This is a genomic window from Halopseudomonas pachastrellae (genome assembly GCF_900114765.1).
Lineage (GTDB): Bacteria > Pseudomonadota > Gammaproteobacteria > Pseudomonadales > Pseudomonadaceae > Halopseudomonas > Halopseudomonas pachastrellae.
The window spans coordinates 108,027-125,212 of record NZ_FOUD01000008.1 but is presented as its reverse complement, the minus strand read 5'-3'; the positions used below and the strand labels follow the sequence as shown (position 1 = coordinate 125,212).

General features: G+C 62.1%; 16 protein-coding genes. 10 read left to right on the top strand and 6 right to left on the bottom strand.

Features of this window, described 5'->3' with window-relative positions; all coding sequences use genetic code 11:
• Positions 1–67: 67 nt before the first annotated feature.
• Genes BM116_RS08135 through BM116_RS08120 form a run of 4 tightly spaced genes read left to right on the top strand, consistent with a single transcriptional unit; the run spans position 68 to position 3,952 of the window.
• Positions 68–760, top strand: coding sequence for a class I SAM-dependent methyltransferase (locus BM116_RS08135; RefSeq protein ID WP_083723854.1), 693 nt, complete (start codon positions 68–70; stop codon positions 758–760).
• Positions 757–1,467, top strand: coding sequence for a lipopolysaccharide kinase InaA family protein (locus tag BM116_RS08130; protein ID WP_083723856.1), 711 nt, complete (start codon positions 757–759; stop codon positions 1,465–1,467). Before BM116_RS08135 ends, BM116_RS08130 begins: the two co-directional genes overlap by 4 nt.
• Positions 1,457–1,861, top strand: coding sequence for a diacylglycerol kinase (locus tag BM116_RS08125; protein WP_083723858.1), 405 nt, complete (start codon positions 1,457–1,459; stop codon positions 1,859–1,861). Before BM116_RS08130 ends, BM116_RS08125 begins: the two co-directional genes overlap by 11 nt.
• A 27-nt stretch (positions 1,862–1,888) precedes the next feature.
• Positions 1,889–3,952 carry an LTA synthase family protein gene (locus BM116_RS08120; protein ID WP_083723860.1) on the top strand — a complete coding sequence of 688 codons (2,064 nt, stop codon included), beginning with the start codon at positions 1,889–1,891 and terminating at the stop codon, positions 3,950–3,952.
• A gap of 40 nt (positions 3,953–3,992) precedes the next feature.
• Here BM116_RS08120 and BM116_RS08115 read toward each other — a convergent pair whose 3' ends face one another.
• From BM116_RS08115 to BM116_RS08105, 3 genes are read right to left on the bottom strand one after another with little or no spacing between them, the layout of a single operon-like run.
• Positions 3,993–5,369, bottom strand: coding sequence for a TRAP transporter large permease (locus BM116_RS08115; protein ID WP_083723862.1), 1,377 nt, complete (start codon positions 5,367–5,369; stop codon positions 3,993–3,995).
• Positions 5,369–5,929 (bottom strand): TRAP transporter small permease subunit, encoded by a 561-nt coding sequence (locus tag BM116_RS08110; RefSeq protein WP_083723864.1) that lies wholly within the window; start codon positions 5,927–5,929, stop codon positions 5,369–5,371. Before BM116_RS08110 ends, BM116_RS08115 begins: the two co-directional genes overlap by 1 nt.
• Positions 5,930–5,969: 40 nt before the next feature.
• Entirely contained in the window at positions 5,970–6,362 is a 393-nt protein-coding gene (locus tag BM116_RS08105) for an acyl-CoA thioesterase (RefSeq protein WP_083723866.1), read from the bottom strand.
• Positions 6,363–6,596: 234 nt separating this feature from the next.
• Here BM116_RS08105 and BM116_RS08100 point away from each other — a divergent pair, with 234 nt between their 5' ends.
• The 5 genes from BM116_RS08100 (at position 6,597) to phoU (ending at position 13,260) form a co-directional block, all read left to right on the top strand.
• Positions 6,597–7,565, top strand: coding sequence for a PstS family phosphate ABC transporter substrate-binding protein (locus tag BM116_RS08100; protein WP_083723868.1), 969 nt, complete (start codon positions 6,597–6,599; stop codon positions 7,563–7,565).
• Between the two features lie 114 nt (positions 7,566–7,679).
• The gene (locus tag BM116_RS08095; protein ID WP_083723870.1) at positions 7,680–9,956 is read left to right on the top strand and encodes an ABC transporter permease subunit; all 2,277 of its coding nucleotides are present in this window, start codon (positions 7,680–7,682) and stop codon (positions 9,954–9,956) included.
• Between the two features lie 71 nt (positions 9,957–10,027).
• A complete protein-coding gene (pstA, locus tag BM116_RS08090; protein WP_090475099.1) occupies positions 10,028–11,644 on the top strand; it encodes a phosphate ABC transporter permease PstA in 1,617 nt (538 codons plus the stop codon).
• A 27-nt stretch (positions 11,645–11,671) separates the two neighbouring features.
• Positions 11,672–12,505, top strand: coding sequence for a phosphate ABC transporter ATP-binding protein PstB (pstB, locus tag BM116_RS08085; RefSeq protein WP_083723874.1), 834 nt, complete (start codon positions 11,672–11,674; stop codon positions 12,503–12,505).
• 17 nt (positions 12,506–12,522) lie between these two features.
• Positions 12,523–13,260: a phosphate signaling complex protein PhoU gene (phoU, locus tag BM116_RS08080; RefSeq protein ID WP_083723876.1), complete on the top strand. Its 738-nt coding sequence runs from the start codon at positions 12,523–12,525 to the stop codon at positions 13,258–13,260.
• A gap of 60 nt (positions 13,261–13,320) precedes the next feature.
• Here phoU and BM116_RS08075 read toward each other — a convergent pair whose 3' ends face one another.
• Positions 13,321–13,620, bottom strand: coding sequence for a c-type cytochrome (locus BM116_RS08075; protein ID WP_407920308.1), 300 nt, complete (start codon positions 13,618–13,620; stop codon positions 13,321–13,323).
• Positions 13,621–13,897: 277 nt separating this feature from the next.
• On the opposite strand from BM116_RS08075, the gene BM116_RS08070 reads away from it, so the two are divergent.
• Complete coding sequence (locus BM116_RS08070; RefSeq protein ID WP_083723881.1) at positions 13,898–15,052, top strand: iron-containing alcohol dehydrogenase; 1,155 nt, start codon at positions 13,898–13,900, stop codon at positions 15,050–15,052.
• A 112-nt stretch (positions 15,053–15,164) separates the two neighbouring features.
• On the opposite strand, the gene BM116_RS08065 is transcribed toward BM116_RS08070, so the two are convergent.
• The gene (locus BM116_RS08065; protein ID WP_083723883.1) at positions 15,165–15,824 is read right to left on the bottom strand and encodes a PASTA domain-containing protein; all 660 of its coding nucleotides are present in this window, start codon (positions 15,822–15,824) and stop codon (positions 15,165–15,167) included.
• Between the two features lie 11 nt (positions 15,825–15,835).
• On the bottom strand, positions 15,836–17,185 hold the full coding sequence (locus BM116_RS08060) for a PASTA domain-containing protein (RefSeq protein ID WP_083723885.1): 1,350 nt from the start codon (positions 17,183–17,185) through the stop codon (positions 15,836–15,838).
• Position 17,186: the final 1 nt, after the last annotated feature.

Here is a 17,186-nt window from a genome sequence, read left to right as displayed (position 1 = left end):
CCTTTGACGGGGTCTTGATCCGTCGGTGAATAACCTGACAGCACTTATCACTGTCAGGGTAACCGTCATGTCTGAAGGCAAACCGATCGAGCTCGCGTTCTCCGACAAGTACGACCGCGATCACTCCCAGCAGTATTTGGACAAGCACCGGAGCGGGCTCTCGCGCCGCCTTTCCAGTTGGCGCGACATGCAGCTCGCGCGACGTGCGCTGAAAGACGCCGGTGAGCCCAACCTGGTACTGGACCTGCCCTGCGGTGCTGGTCGTTTCTGGCCGTTGCTGGCCGAAGCACCTAACCGGGTGATTCTGGCGGCCGACAACTCAGCCGACATGATTCGCACCGCCGTCGCTGGCCAGCCAGCGGAGGTGGTGGCGCGGGTCAAACCCTTCCAGACCTCGGCCTTTGACATCGACTTGGGCGACAACGCGGTCGACAGCATCTTCTGCATGCGTCTGATTCACCATGTGGCTGACCACGAGCACCGCTTGGCGCTGCTGCGCGAGTGCGCCCGGGTAACCCGTGACACGCTGATCATTTCGCTTTGGGTGGATGGCAACTACAAAGCCTGGAAGCGCGCCCGGCTGGAAGCACGCCGGGCGCAAAAAGGGCGCGCCGGACAAAACCAGAATCGCTTTGTGGTTGCGCGTGATGTGATTGAAGCCGAGTTCCGCGAAGCCGGTTTCAGCGAAGTCAGCCATCACGATTTCCTGCCGGGCTATGCCATGTGGCGGGTGTACGTGCTACGCAAGGTGAACGCATGAGCGCCGTTATCTCGGCCCAAGGCCGGCTGCCGTCATTTGGCCAGGCGCGCTTCGAGCGCTGGTGGGATCTGGAGGGTAAATGGGTTGAGGCTCCCAATCAGCGTCGCGGTGGCGAGAGCGGTGTAAAGCTGCTGCCGGCGCAGGGCCGTGATATGCCGCGGCTCTACAGTAAGCGTCAGGTGGGGCATATCTACCGTACTTGGCTGCATCCCTTTGGCCGCCCGACGGTGCTGCGTGAAGAGCTGGCGCTGCGCGCCTGCGAGGCCCTGGGCGTGCCGGTACCCAAACTGGTGTTCTGTGCTGCTCGCCAGCATGAAGGCCAGTGGCAGGGACTGCTGGTGACCGAGGAGCTGAGTGGCTACGTCAGCCTCGGCCACTGGTATCAGCGTGATGCGAGTCTTACTCAGCGCCGCGCCGTGCTGCAGCAACTGGCGTGTGTGCTCAAGCGCTTGCACAGCGGCCGCCGTCAGCACGGCTGTCTGTATGCCAAGCACATTTATGTTCGGGTTGAGGGCGAGCGTGCCGAGGTGGCCTTGCTCGACCTGGAGAAAAGCCGTCGCCGCCTGCTGCGCGGACGTGCGGTTCGTCATGACCTCGAACAGCTCTATCGCCGCCGCGAGGGCATGCCGGAGAGCGACTGGCAGTACCTGCTGGCCTGCTACCACAGCCTCGCTGACGGCAACGGAGGCAGCCGCCATGCAGCCTGACTCGTTGTCGGGCGGGCAGGACGCTCTGAAGCTCAAGAGCCGCGGCGGCGTGGTGCGTGTATTCAAGGCCGCGGGCTACTCGCTCGCCGGCCTGCGCGCCGCCTTTATTCATGAGGCGGCGTTTCGTCAGCTGTTGCTGCTGGCGGCGGCGCTGATTCCGCTGGCGTTCTGGCTGCCGGTCACGGGCGTCGAGCGCGCGCTGATGGTTGGCGTGGTGCTGCTGGCGCTGATCGTCGAGCTGATCAACTCGGCGATTGAGGCCGTGGTTGACCGTATTTCCCTGGAGCTGCACCCGCTGTCCAAACGCGCCAAGGATCTGGGCAGTGCCGCGCAGATGCTCGCGTTGCTGCTGATCACCAGTGTCTGGAGCCTGATTCTGTTCTCGCCCGCCTGAGCGGGCCCGCCTGTGGAAGCTGTTTTGATGACCCTGTCTACTGCCTCGGCCGCCCGGCCGGTGGCTGGCCTGCGTGGCCAGCTGTTGTTCATTCTTGGCTCGCTTGGCGCGCTGACCCTGATGCTGACGTTGTTGCGTGGCGCGTTGCTGGCGTGGAACTGGGAGTTGGCCGCCGAGGTCAGCCGTGGCGACTTGCTGGAAGCCTTCTTTAACGGCTTGCGGTTCGACTTGCGGGTGGTGGTGATCGTCGGTGCGCCGCTGATGCTGACGGTATTGAGCGCACGGCTGATGGCGCTGCGCGGTCTGCAGTGTGTGTGGCTGACGCTTGCCACCGTGCTGCTGTGTCTGCTGGGCACGACTGAGTTGAGTTTTTATCAGGAGTTTCACCAGCGTCTGAATACCCTGGTGTTCCAGTACCTGCAGGAAGACCCGGCCACGGTGCTGAGTATGCTCTGGTACGGCTTTCCGGTGCTGCGGTTGCTGCTGGGGCTGGCGCTGGTCAGCTGGCTGATGTATCGCAGCTACCGCTGGCTGGACCGGCGTACGCGTCTGCCGGCCACGGCCGACAATCGGCAGCGCAGCCAGATGGGCGCGCTGGCCGCCCGGGTGTCGGTGCTGCTGCTGTTGCTGGTCAGCTCCACGGTGCTTGCCCGTGGCACCTTGCGTCAGGGCCCGCCGCTGCGTTGGGGCGACGCCTTCACCACGGAGTCGACTTTTGCCAATCAGCTTGGCCTGACTCCGGCGCTGACCCTGTATGCGGCGGCCAAGGCGCAGTTCTCGGATCATCGTGACAATGCCTGGCTAGGTCTGATGGATGACGGCAAGGCAACGGCAATCACCCGCGATCTGCTGCTGACCGCTAACGATCAACTGATTGATGCTGACCAGGCACCGGTGCGCCGCGTCTCCATGTCGCCCGCCGATACCACGCTGCCGGTGCGCAACGTGGTGGTGGTACTGATGGAAAGCTTCTCCGGTTACTACACCGGTGCGCTCGGCTCGCCGCTGGGGATTACCCCGGAGTTCGACAAGCTGAGCAAAGAGGGGCTGCTGTTCACCCGCTACTTCTCCAACGGCACCCATACTCATCAGGGCATGTTCGCGACCATGGCCTGCTTCCCCAACCTGCCGGGCTTCGAGTATCTGATGCAGGAACCGGAGGGTGGGCACGCTTTCTCCGGCTTGCCGCAACTGCTGAGCAAGCGCGGTTTCGACGACCTCTACGTCTACAACGGCGATTTTGCATGGGATAACCAGAAGGGTTTCTTCGGCAAGCAGGGCATGCGCCACTTCATCGGCCGCAGCGATTACGTCAACCCGGTGTTCTCCGACCCGACCTGGGGCGTATCCGATCAGGACATGTTCGATCGGGCGGTAACCGAGCTGAACGCGTTGGATCATGACCGCCCGTTCTATGCACTGCTGCAGACCCTGTCCAACCACACGCCGTATGCTCTGCCGAGCCCGCTGCCGGTGGATGCTGTCAGTGGCCAGGGCGCCAACGACGAACACCTGACCGCCATGCGCTATTCGGACTGGGCGCTGGGCCGCTTCTTCGACCAGGTACGTAACGAGCCCTGGTACCAGGACACGCTGTTTGTGGTGATTGGTGATCACGGTTTTGGCACCCCGCGTCAGCTGACCGATCTGGACTTGCTGCGCTTCAACGTACCCATGGTGCTGATTGCCCCCGGTATCACCGATCGCTTTGGCGCGCGTAACGACACTGTCGGTACCCAGGTGGATGTGGTGCCGACCATCATGGGGCGGCTGGGTGGTGAGGTGCAGCACCAGTGCTGGGGCCGCGACCTGCTGGCGCTGCCGGCGAACGCCCCCGGCTTCGGGGTTATCAAACCGTCCGGTGGCGGTCAGACGGTGGGCCTACTGCGTGGCGATGAACTGGTGGTGCAGCCGCGTGGCGAGCAGCCCCGCGCGTATCGCTACCAGCTTGGGCCGGAGGCGACGGTGAGCGAACAACCCGGGGTGTCGGCGGAGCTGCGAGACGCACTGAAGGCGTATGTGCAAACCGCAACCAGCGCGCTGCTGGAGGACAAGGTGGGTGTAGATGTGGCGACCGGCAAGCGCGGCTGAGCGAGGCAGACGGCCGGGCAACGGCCCGGCCGTCTGGTTGTCACTGAGCCAATACGCTCGGCAGCCAGGTCACCAGGCCGGGCCAGCAGGCGGCAATGGCGAGCATCAGCAGTTGAATGACAATAAAGGGCAGCACGCCACGGTAGATCGCCGACGTCGGTATGCTGGCTGGGGTGACGCTGCGCAGATAGAACAGCGACAGGCCAAAGGGCGGCGTCAGGAAAGAGGTCTGCAGGTTGAGGGCGATCATCACGCCCAGCCAGACCGGATCAACGCCCATGCTCAGCAGCACCGGACCGACAATCGGCACCACCACAAAGGTGATCTCGATAAAGTCGAGGATAAAGCCCAGCAGGAAGATCGCCAGCATTACTACCAGCACGGCGGTAAAGGTGCCGCCGGGCAGCGAGTGGAACAGGTCATGGATCAGCTCATCGCCGCCAAAGCCGCGGAACACCAGCGAGAAGATGGACGCGCCCAGCAGGATCATGAACACCATGGCGCTGATTTCGGCGGTCGCCTGGGCCACCTCACGGAGTTTGCCGACACTCAGCTGGCGCTTGAACAGGGCCAGAATGCCGGCGCCCAGCGCGCCGACGGCAGCGGCTTCGGTGGGCGTCGCAACGCCGCCCAGAATCGACCCCAGTACCGCCATGATCAGCAGCAGCGGCGGCAACAGACTGCGCAGCAGCTGGGCGACCGACACGCCAGCGCTATCTTCCGGGCTCGGTGCCGGCAGTTTCTCCGGCTGGCGCAGGGCGACAAAGGCCAGATACAGCAGGTACAGCACCACCAGCAGCAGGCCGGGCAGCAGCGCGCCGACGAACAGGTCACTGACGGTCACGGTCTTGGGCGAGAAGATGCCGAGTTTTTGCTGCGCCTGCTGGTAGGCGTTGGCGAGGACATCGCCCAGCAGCACCAGAATAATCGAGGGCGGAATGATCTGCCCCAGCGTGCCGGTGGCTGCCAGCGTGCCGGTCGCCAGCGCCGGGTCATAGCCGCGGCGCAGCATGGTCGGCAGCGCCAGCAGGCCAAGGGTCACCACGGTGGCGCCAACAATGCCGGTGCTGGCCGCCAGCAACGCGCCGACGATGCAGACCGAAAACGCCAGCCCGCCGCGCAGCCCGCCGAACAGCCGGGCCATGGCATCGAGCAGGTCTTCGGCAATGCGCGATTTCTCCAGCATTACGCCCATGAACACGAACAGCGGCACCGCCATCAGCGTCTGGTTGGTCATGGTGCCGTACAGGCGGCTAGGCAGGGCGCCGAGAAAGCTCGGTTCAAACAGGTTGAAAAGGATACCGATGCCGGCAAACAGCAGGGAGACGCCGCCCAGGGTAAAGGCCACCGGGAAGCCCGCCATCAGTGCCAGGCAGAGACACACGAACAGGGCAATAGCCATGAATTCGCCACCCATCACAGATGCTCCTCATGGCTTGCCGGCAGGTGCGTGCCTTGTACACCACCCAGCACCGCCAGGGTCTTGAGCAGCTGCGCAATGCCCTGCAGCAGCAGGCTGGCGACCAGCAGCAGAATGAAACTCTTGTGCAGGTAGACCCAGGGCAGGCCGCCGGCATCGGCCGAGCGCTCCTGGCGCTGCCAGGACATGGCAACGTAATCCCAGCAGTTCCACGCCAGAAACAGGCACATTGGCAACAGAAAAAGCAGGCTGCCGAGCAGATCGATCAGCGCCTTGCCGTGATTGCCCATGCGCCGGTAAAAGATATCCACGCGCACATGGGCATCACGCTGCAAGGCCCAGGCGGCTGCGCCGAGAAAGACCAGTGAGTGGGCGTAGAGGATGACTTCCTGGGTGGCGGTGGCGCCAATGCTGAAACCGTAGCGCAGCAGTACCACGGCGCAGGTCAGCAGCACCATCAATAGCGTCAGCCAGGCGACCGCGCGGCCGAGCAGGCTGGTGCCACGGTCTATATGCCTGGCAAGGCCAAGCCCGGCGGAAAGAAAGCGTTGGGTCATGTAGCAGGTGTCCGTCAGGGAGTTGGGGATGCCAACCTGCTCAGGACGGAATCACCCGGGTACGACCACGGTCATCAATGGCGACGAAGACAAAGGTGGCTTCGGTAACCTTGCGGCTTTCATCGTGGGCCAGGTCTTCGCTCCAGACTTCGACCAGAATCTTGATCGAGCTGCGGCCGATATCCAGCACTTCGCCGTGGAAGGCCAGCTGCGCACCCACCGGCACCGGGACCATGAAGCCCATGCGGTCGATGGCTACCGTGGCAACGCGGCCACGGGCAATGCGTGCTGCGATGCTGGTGCCGGCGGCGTCCATCTGTGCCACCAGCCAACCCCCATAGATGTCGCCAAAGCTGTTGCAGTCGCGTGGCAGAGCGGTGATTTTGAGAGCCAGTTCACCCTGCGGCACGGGATCGGTATCTAAATCGTGCATTGGTAGACTCGGTAATGGTCTATTGTATTTGTTGTGCCGTGCCCCGGCGCGAGCCCGTTACGCGGCAAGCCGCCTATGGTAAGGGATTGCCGCCTGCCTCTCAATCATTGTCTGGCAGCGTTCTGCTGCAAATTCTGCGCTTCACACAATTGTCATAATTCGTGAATAGAGTTGTCACAACCCGCTCTGATACTGAGTCGCGTGTTGCAAACACTACCTCAACAGGAGAATGACATGAAACTCAAGCGCTTGTTCGCTGCCGTTACTTTCGCTGCTACCGGCCTGGTTGCCGGCACCAGCTTCGCCGCCGTTGACCCGGCGCTGGAAGACTACCAGCGCGTTGGTGGCGTATCCGGCAACCTGTCCAGCGTTGGTTCCGATACTCTGGCCAACATGATGACCCTGTGGGCCGAAGAATTTAAGCGTATGTACCCCAACGTCAACGTACAGATCCAGGCTGCTGGTTCTTCCACTGCGCCGCCGGCACTGACTGAAGGTACGTCGAACCTGGCTCCGATGAGCCGCATGATGAAAGACAGCGAAATCCAGGCTTTCGAAGAGCGTTATGGCTACAAGCCGACCGCTATTCCGGTTGCCATCGATGCCCTGGCTGTCTTCGCACACAAAGACAACCCGATCGAAGGCCTGACCATGGCTCAGGTTGACGGCATCTTCTCTGCTACCCGCCTGTGCGGTGGCGAAGATCTGGACACTTGGGGCAAGCTGGGTCTGACCGGCGCCTGGGCTGACCGTGACATCCAGCTGTACGGCCGTAACTCGGTTTCCGGCACCTACGGTTACTTCAAAGAAAACGCACTGTGCAAAGGTGACTTCCGCAGCGGCGTGAACGAGCAGCCCGGTTCTGCTTCTGTTGTTCAGTCTGTCAGCCAGTCGCTGAACGCAGTTGGTTACTCCGGTCTGGGTTACAAGACCTCCAGCGTTCGCGCTGTTCCGCTGGCAGCTGAAGAAGGCCAGCCCTTCATCGAAGCCAACGAAGAGAACGCCATCGCCGGTACTTACCCGCTGTCGCGCTTCCTCTACGTTTACGTGAACAAGGCGCCGAATGGCGAGCTGGCTCCGCTGGAGCGCGAGTTCGTCAAGCTGATGCTGTCCAAGCAAGGCCAGGAAGTGGTTTTCAAGGACGGTTATGTGCCGATGCCCAAGCGTGCCGTGGACAACGTCCATCAGGAACTGGGCTTCTAAGCCGCAGCTTTTCGGCACGGATGCCAGAAGAAGGGGTGTGTCGACGACACGCCCCTTTTTTGCCGTCACCTGGCTGTAACCAATCCGTCATATTGACCCTGTAGGGTGTGCGCCATGACTACTCAATCCCCACCCAAAACCTCTCGCGTGGACTTCAATACGCCAGCGATGCAACGCCACCGGGCGGCGCGTCATTTCAAGGACCATCTCACCCGCTGGTATGTTGCGGTGGGCGGTCTGGGCGTCATTGTGGCCGTTCTGTTGATCTTCCTTTACCTGCTGTACGAGGTGCTGCCGCTGTTTGGTGGTGCCGAGATCGAAGAGCAGGAGCGCTACAGCGCAAGCTGGGTGCAGGCCAACGACCCGCCGTTGATGCTGGCGATGGAAGAGCAGGGCGAGGTCGCTATTCGTGTGGCCCGCAGTGGTCAGGTGAGTTTCTTCAAGGCGCAGGACGGACAACCGGTTCTGCAGCAGCAACTGCCGATTCCGGCTGGCGTGGAAGTAACCAGCTTCAGCGTCGAAACCCCCAATTCCCGTCGCTTTGTAGTCGGCCTGAGTAATGGCCAGGTGCTGATTGCCCAGCACAACTACAAGGTGACTTACCCCGATGATGTTCGCCTGATTACCCCGAGCCTGGTCTTTCCCTATGGCGATGCGCCTATCACCCTGGATGAGCAGGGTCGCGCGCTGAGCCAGGTGGCCATGAGCGGCGACAGCGACGGCCTGGTGCTGGCTGCCAGCGTGGGCCGCGAGCTGGTGGGCATCACCGTGAGTGTTACCCGCAACCTGATGACCGGTGCGGAAACCCGCAATGAGCGTGCCCTGACGTTGGAGCCGGCGACGGGCGAGGTGCGGCAGATTCTGATCGACCCGCTGCGTCAGTGGATGTATGTGGTCAATGGCGAGCAGTATGTAGACGTGCTGGCGCTGCGCAAGGGTGGTGAGCTGAATGGCCGCTACCGCGTGCTCGAAGGTTCCGGTAAGTCGATAACGTCGGCCAACCTGATGCTGGGCGGCATTTCGCTGATTGTCGGCGACAGCAGCGGTGGCCTGGCGCAGTGGTTTATGGTGCGTGGCAATGGCAATCCGCAGCTGACCCGGGTGCGTGAGTTTGACCAGCAAGAGGGCAGTGCCATTGCCCTGGTTCAGCCGGAAGAACGCCGCAAGGTATTCCTCTCTCTGGATGCCGAGGGCCAGCTGGGCGTCTACAACTCGACCGCCCACAACAACCTGCTGGTCGAGCCGCTTGGTGGTGAGCAGGTACAGGCCTTTGCCATCGGCCCGCGCGCCGACCACCTGCTGGTTGAGCACGATAACGGCCAGCTGAGCTACTGGGATGTGCACAACGAGCACCCGGAAGTGTCCTGGAGTTCACTCTGGGGTAAGGTCTGGTACGAGAGCTACCCTGAGCCTGATTACGTCTGGCAGTCCACCTCGGCTACCTCCGAATTTGAGCCCAAGCTGAGCCTGGCGCCGCTGACCTTCGGTACGCTGAAGGCCGCGTTCTACGCGATGCTGCTGGCCACCCCGATTGCCATTGCTGCCGCTGTTTACACCGCGTACTTCATGGCCCCGGCGATGCGCCGCAAGGTCAAGCCGGTGATCGAGTTGATGGAAGCGCTGCCAACGGTGATTCTGGGCTTTTTGGCCGGTCTCTGGCTGGCGCCGCTGCTGGAGGACAACCTGCCGGGCATCGTCTCGCTGCTGATTCTCACGCCGATTGCCTTCATCCTGTTTGCCTACCTGTGGAGCCTGGCACCGCCCAAGCTGCGCCAGCGTGTGCCTGATGGCTGGGAGGCGGCGCTGCTGATTCCGCTGCTGATCGTGCTGGGCTGGTTCTGCTTCACCATGAGTGTGTACGTCGAGGCCTGGTTCTTCGGTGGTGACATGCGCGTGTTCCTGACCCGCGACATGGGCATCAACTTTGACCAGCGCAACTCGCTGGTGGTGGGTCTGGCCATGGGCTTTGCGGTGATTCCGACCATCTTCTCGATTGCCGAAGATGCCGTCTTCAGCGTGCCGCGCCACCTCACCCAAGGCTCGCTGGCGCTGGGCGCCTCGCCCTGGCAGACCCTCAGCCGCGTGGTCATCCTGACCGCCAGCCCCGGGATCTTCTCGGCGGTCATGATCGGTATGGGCCGCGCCGTAGGTGAAACCATGATCGTGCTGATGGCCACCGGCAACACGCCGATCATGGACTGGAACATCTTTGAGGGCATGCGCACCCTGTCGGCCAACATCGCCGTCGAGATGCCGGAGTCCGAGGTGGGCAGTACCCATTACCGACTGCTGTTCCTCGCTGCGCTGGTGTTGCTGAGCTTCACCTTCCTGATGAACACGGCCGCAGAACTGATTCGTCAGCGTCTGCGCAAGAAATACGCGTCACTCTGAGCAGGGGAATCGAGACAGTGAAACAAGGTAACTTCACAACCTGGTTCAAATCCGGCACCCCCTGGATCTGGATGAACGGCGGCGCGGTCGCGATTGCCGTGATCATGACGCTCGGTCTGCTGGCAATGATCGCCGTGCGTGGTCTGAGCCACTTCTGGCCGGCCGATGTGGTCGAAGCCGAGTACACCATCCCGGGCCAGCCCGCCATCACGCTGATCGGCGAGGTAACCACCCGTGAGCAGGTGCCGACCGAGCGTCTGCACAGTGCCGGCCTGCCGGTGGATCCGGAGCAGACCGAGTTCATGGACCGCGAACTGCTCAAGGTGGGCAACCGTGACCTCAATGGTGCCGATTTCCGCTGGATTGTTGCTGATTGGCTGACAGACGAGCGTTATCCCGAAGACATCGTGGTGGTTGAACGCCGCGAGTGGGGTAACTTCTATGGCTATGTCCAGCAGGTCAAGCAGGACGGCGAGGTGATCGCCGAAGGTGATCAAGCCTGGCAGGCGTTGCAGCCGGCGGTGGACCGTGCGCTGGAGATCTACAGCGATATCCACGCGCTGGAAACCGGTGCCATTGGCAAAATCAACTCCCAGCTGGAGCGCATCCGTCTGCGCGAGCGTGGTCTGGAACTGGACAACGCTCTGACCCCGGAGCTGCAGGCTGAGCTGGATGCCGAACGCAAGGTGCAGCATGACCTGTACGCCGAGCTAGAGGCGCAACTGGTGGGCCTGTACCGCGAGTTCAACCGCGACAGCGTGCACCTGCGCTCGATGGATGGCCGCGAGGTTGATGTCAGCCTGAGCAAGGTCGTGCGGGTGTTCCGTCCCAATGCCATGGGCGTTAGCGCCAAGATCGGTCACTACTTCAGCAAGCTGTGGGAGTTCGTCAGCGACGAGCCGCGCGAAGCGAATACTGAAGGCGGTGTGTTCCCGGCGATCTTCGGTACCGTGATGATGGTGCTGCTGATGTCGATCATCGTCACCCCGTTTGGTGTACTGGCTGCGGTTTACCTGCGTGAATACGCCAAGCAGGGTGTGGTGACCCGCACCATTCGCATCGCGGTGAACAACCTCGCCGGTGTTCCCTCCATCGTTTACGGCGTATTTGGTCTGGGTTTCTTCATCTATTTGCTTGGTGGCAGCATCGACCAGCTGTTCTTCCCCGAGGCCCTCCCGTCGCCGACACTGGGTACCGGCGGTATGCTCTGGGCATCGCTGACCCTGGCCCTGCTGACCGTGCCGGTGGTGATCGTGGCCACCGAAGAAGGTCTGACCCGGATTCCGCGCTCGCTGCGTGAAGGCTCGCTGGCCCTGGGTGCGACCAAGTCGGAAACCCTGTGGAAGGTGATCCTGCCGATGTCCAGCCCGGCCATGATGACCGGCCTGATTCTCGCCGTGGCCCGCGCTGCCGGTGAGGTGGCACCGCTGATGCTGGTGGGTGTGGTCAAGTTGGCACCGAGCCTGCCGGTCAACGGCAACTACCCTTATCTGCACCTGGACCAGAAGTTCATGCACCTGGGCTTCCACATCTATGACGTCGGCTTCCAGAGCCCCAACGTCGAAGCGGCTCGTCCGCTGGTGTACGCCACTGCGCTGTTGCTGGTGGGGGTTATCGCTGCGCTGAACTTTGCAGCGGTCTCCATCCGTAACCACCTGCGCGAAAAGTACAAGGCACTGGAAAACTGATAACCCTTTTTATGCGGACGCACGACTATGTCTAATACGACCAAGACCCATGCAATGGATATGAGCGCCCTGGGCCGCTCCCAGCAGGAGCTGAACATGGACAAGGAGTCCATCGCGCTGGAAGTGCCTGGCCTCTCGCTGTTCTACGACACCAAGCAGGCGCTGCACGACGTCAATATCAAGATTCCACGCAACCGCGTGACCGCGTTTATCGGTCCCAGTGGCTGCGGCAAGTCCACCCTGCTGCGCTGCTTCAACCGGATGAACGATCTGGTCGACAGCTGCCGCGTGGACGGCGAAATTCTGCTCGACGGCAAGGACATCTACGGCAAGGACGTCAACGTGACCGAACTGCGTCGCCGCGTTGGCATGGTATTCCAGAAGCCCAACCCGTTCCCCAAGTCGATCTACGAGAACGTTGCCTACGGTCTGCGCATTCAGGGCGTCAACAACAAGCGCACGCTGGATGAAGTGGTCGAGTGGGCGCTCAAGGGCGCGGCGCTGTGGGATGAGGTCAAGGACCGTCTGAACGAGTCTGCGCTGGGCATGTCCGGTGGTCAGCAGCAGCGTCTGTGTATTGCCCGCACCATTGCGGTCGAGCCGGAAGTGCTGCTGCTCGACGAGCCGGCCTCGGCCCTCGACCCGATCTCCACCCTGAAGATCGAAGAGCTGATCAACGAACTGAAGTCCAAGTTCACCATCGTCATCGTGACCCACAACATGCAGCAGGCGGCCCGCGTGTCGGACTACACTGCCTTCATGTATATGGGTGAACTGATCGAGTTCGGTGACACCAATACGCTGTTCACCAACCCGTCTAAGAAACAGACGGAAGACTACATCACCGGCCGTTACGGTTAACCCGGGAGCGCTGCGCCATGCCCTCAGATAAAGAATTGTTCAATCAGCATATTTCCCAGCAGTTCAATGACGAACTTGAGGAAATTCGCACCCAGTTGCTGGAGATGGGCGGTCTGGTCGAGAAACAGATCAATGACGCCATCGTTGCCCTGATCGAGGGCGATGCCAAGCTGGCGCAGCAGGTGCGCGAGAAGGACGACGCCATCAACCAGATGGAGCTGGATATCGACCAGGAGTGCCTGCGCATCCTGGCGCGGCGTCAGCCGGCAGCCAGTGACCTGCGTCTGGTGGTCAGCATCAGCAAGATCATTGTCGATCTGGAGCGCATCGGTGACGAAGCCTCGAAGATCGCCAAGCGTGCGCGGGATCTGGCCGAAGACGGTCAGGCGCCGCGCGGCTATGTCGAGTGCCGCCATATTGGCCACCACGTGCGTCGCATGGTGCAGGAGGCGTTGGATGCCTTCGCCCGCATGGACACCGAGCAGGCCTTCTCGGTTGCTCGCGAAGACAAAGCGGTGGACCAGGAGTACAAGACCGCCATGCGTGAAATGGTCACCTTCATGATGGAAGACCCGCGCTCCATCGGCCGTGTGCTCAACATCCTCTGGGTGCTGCGCTCACTGGAACGGGTGGGCGATCATGCGCGCAACGTAGCCGAGCATGTGATCTACCTGGTCAAGGGCACCGATGTGCGTCATATTGGCCTCAAGCGCATGGAAGCCGAGGTCAAGGGAAGCAGCGCGGCCGACGAGTAAGGTCTGCTTCAGCTGACAAAAAACCCGCCAAACGGCGGGTTTTTTGTTGGAGGTTTGTTATTACTGGCTGAGCACCCACTCGGCCAGAATTCGGGCTTCTTCGTCGGTTACCTGGTTGGCAGGCATGGGAATCGGCCCCCAAATTCCGGAGACACCATTCTTGATGTGGTCGGCCACGGTTTCCACCGCGCCGTCCTGCCCGGCATACTTGGCTGCTACTTCCTTGTAGGAAGGACCGACTACCTTGGTGTCGATCTGATGGCAGGCTACGCAGGCCTTGGTTTTGTACAGGGTCTCGCCGTCTGTGGCGAACAGGGAGCCAGAGCTGAGCAGCGCGGCAGCGCTGAGGGCAGTGATCATAAAGCGTTTCATCGTTGTTCCTCACGGGCCATGGTTGCAGGTGGTCCTGCTTGTGTCGTTGTGAAGGTGCTGTTGCTTTCATCAAGATGGACCGGCCATGGTGCTTTGACAAGTGCTCATTTGTCGCAGAGTGTCAGCACCAAAGTCGCAAATATGCGTACATTGCGGGACATAAGTTCATTTTGTATCTTGTGTCTGCCCGCAGCCGAAGATTCATACAAGAATGCGGGCCTCAATGCGCCTGCACCTACAAAAACCTGAGAGATTCGGAGATACCATGGAGATCAAGTCCTACAGCATGAACTGGCACTACCCCACCGCCGTGCGCGTGGGGGCAGGTCGTATCAGTGAGCTGCCCAAAGCCTGCCGCCAGTTGGGCATGACGTCTCCGCTGCTGGTGACTGACCCTGGCCTGGCCGCACTGCCGATGGTTGAGGCCTCGCTGCAGCTGTGCCGTGACGCGGGCCTGCAGGCCGGTCTGTTCAGTGCCGTGAAGGGCAACCCCACCGGTGGCAACGTGGCCGACGGCGTCGCTGCGCTGAAAGCGGGTCAGCACGACGGCGTGATTGCCTTCGGTGGTGGCTCTGCCATTGATGCCGCCAAGGCTATCGCACTGGTTGCACACCAGGAGTGCACGCTGTGGGAAGCAGGCCCCGGCACCGTAGATGCCAGCAAGATGCTGCCGGTTGTCGCTGTGCCCACCACCGCCGGTACCGGCTCGGAAGTTGGCCAGGCAGTGGTTATCACCGACGATGAAAGCCACGTCAAACGCGTTATCTTCCACCAGAAGATGGTGCCTGCCATCGTGATTCTGGACCCTGAGCTGACCGTTGGCCTGCCGGCCAAGCTGACCGCTGCGACCGGTATGGACGCACTGGCGCATAACCTCGAGGCGTTCTGCGCCCCGGTATATCACCCGATGGCCGAGGGTATCGCGCTGGAAGGCATGCGTCTGGTTAAGGACTTCCTGCCGCGCGCAACCAAGCAGGGCGACGATATCGACGCCCGTCTGCAGATGCAGGTGGCCTCCAGCATGGGCGCGGTGGCCTTCCAGCGTGGTCTGGGCGGCATTCACGCGGTATCCCACAGCCTGGGCGCCGTTTATGACGCGCACCACGGTCTGCTGAACGCGATTGTCATGCCGTACATGCTGCAAGCCAACCGCCCGGTGATTGAAGACGAGATGGCGCGCGCTGCTCGCTACCTTGATCTGCCCAAGCAGAACTTCGATGGCATGCTGGACTGGGTTCTGGATCTGCGCGCCGAGCTGGGTATTCCGCACACCCTGGCGGACATCAACATCGATGACGCCCAAGCCGAGACCATCGGTGCCATGTCGGCCAAGGACGTGGCCGGCAAGACCAACCCCCAGCGTTATGACGCCGCGCAGTATCAGGCGATCTTCCTCAAGGCGCTGCGCGGCGAGCTGTGATGCCTCCGCGCTGAGTTGATTGGTCGGGCCTGCGCCCGACCGTTAAGACGCAAAACCCGCTCGTTGCCGAGCGGGTTTTTTATGCGCGTCCACTAGGGTCTGTTGGCCCTAACTACAGCTCGACCTGTATGACCGCGCCGGCGAGCATGATTTCCCCTGCCTCTGGCTGCTGGGCGCTGATCTTGCCGGTAGACGCGGGGTCAGACACCGGGTTGCCCTGCTGGTCGACGACCTCCAGGCTGATGTCCAGCTGGTTGCCGAGCTGTTCGGCGGCCGCCAGCTGCATGCCGGTCAGGTTGGGGGCAACACGGATGTCGCTGGCCTGGCCCGGCGCCGGTATCGGCACGATCTTGAACTGAATCTTGGCCGCTGCGTTTGCCTGAAAACCGTAGCGGTTGGTCAGGTCGGCGTTCACCGGGGCGGCGTACACGCGGGCGGTCGGCAGGCTGGTGCGCAGGTGGCTGGCCAGCGAGACGGTCTGCAACGGCTTTGGCGCAGGGGTGGCCGCCGGCGTCTGCTGTCCGCTGAGGCTGAGAGCGACCTGAATCTCGCCGGTGGTTTCCGGCAGAGCGTAAAAGGTGGGCTGATAGCCGATCTGCTGCAGCAGCTTGAGTTCGTCGCTGTCGGCGTGGCTGTAGATCTCCAGTATCTGCGCCAGCGAGCCACGGTCCAGCGCCTGCTGGGCATCGGCGACGCCCTGGCCGACGGCAGCAATAAGCTCGCCGATAGGCGCTGCCATGACGTCGCTGACCAGTTCCTTGATGGTGGGCATGGGGCTGTCCTTCAGGTTTGAGTGAATACCACCAGTACACGTTCGCCGAGCGCCACTTCACTGCCCTTGGCAGGCAACTGGCGCACGGCCTGACCGACCGGCTGGCCGCTGTCGCCGACACTCTGGTAGGCCGCCTCCAGCTCCAGGCCCAGGTCGCGGGCCAGGCGGCGGGCGAGGGTTTCGGTCAGGTCGCTGAAGTCCGGCACGGTAATACCGGCCGGGGCGGTGTCGGGTCCGTCGTCCATCTCCGGCAGATATTCCAGCGCGACATCGGTGAACAGGCCGGCGCTGCCCTTGTTCTTCAGGTCGGAGAGCGTCGGCAGGGTCAGGCTATTGCCGGTGACCAGGGTCTTGAGGTTGAGCGAGACGCGGCCCAGGCGATAGGGCACGCCATCCTTGCTGAGCTGGGTCTGCGCCTGTTGCAGTTGACGGGCGATGTTGCCGTACAGCTGATCGGCATCGACCTGGGTATCGAGCTGCGCTTTCAGCTCTTCGCTTTCCTCCCGGGCGCGAGCTGCTTCCTCGGCTGCCTCACGGGAGGCCTTGGTGAGGTCGCGGATGCGCTCGGAGAATTGCGCTATTTCCTGGTTGCGCAGGTTGAGGGTGCGCTGCAGATCGCTTTCTTTTAGCTCGAACTCGGTCGCCTGTTTGAGAATCTGCTCGTTGAGGTGCAGGCGGATCTGCTGGGTCGCCAGCTCAATCTGTTCGTTGCCGGCAGCGGCAGGCTTGTCCTTGAGCTGCTTTTCCAACGTGCTGATTTTCAGCTGCGCCTGTTTCAGCTCGTTGGCTTGGGTTTGCTTCTCGCGCTCCAGATTGTTGATCAGCAGCACCTTCTGGTTCAGCTCAACCGATTGCGCTTCCAGTTGCTTGCTCAAGGCTGCCTGGGTCTTGAGCTGCGTACTGGCGGGCTGAGCGCGGGTAACCAGCTGCGGGTTCACCCGCAACGCGGCCATGTTGACGGTCAGTTGGGCGACGGCGCGGGGCGTGCCTGCCAGCAGGTAGTCGTCGGTGGCGCTGAAGGGCGCGCTGCGCTCGCGCCGGGCAACGGCCTGATCGCCCAGCCGCTCAATGTCGCCAAAGGCCAGGTGGACTCGCTTGCCGGGTTCAACCTGCACCAGCGCCCCTTCGGCCAGTACGCGAGGCGTCTCCCTGGCCTTGACCGTTTCGCACAGGCGTACGGCGGGCAGCTGAGGGCCGTCGCCCAGGTTCAGGTTGATCGCGAAGTTACCCTTGGCATCCAGTCGCGCCTTGGCAACGCTGCGCCACTGGCGGCGAGCCAGCTCGAAGGTTTGAATTTCCACTTGACCACTGGCGGCCTTGCCGTCGGGCTCAAAGAGGGTGCCGGTAATGCTCCATTGCATG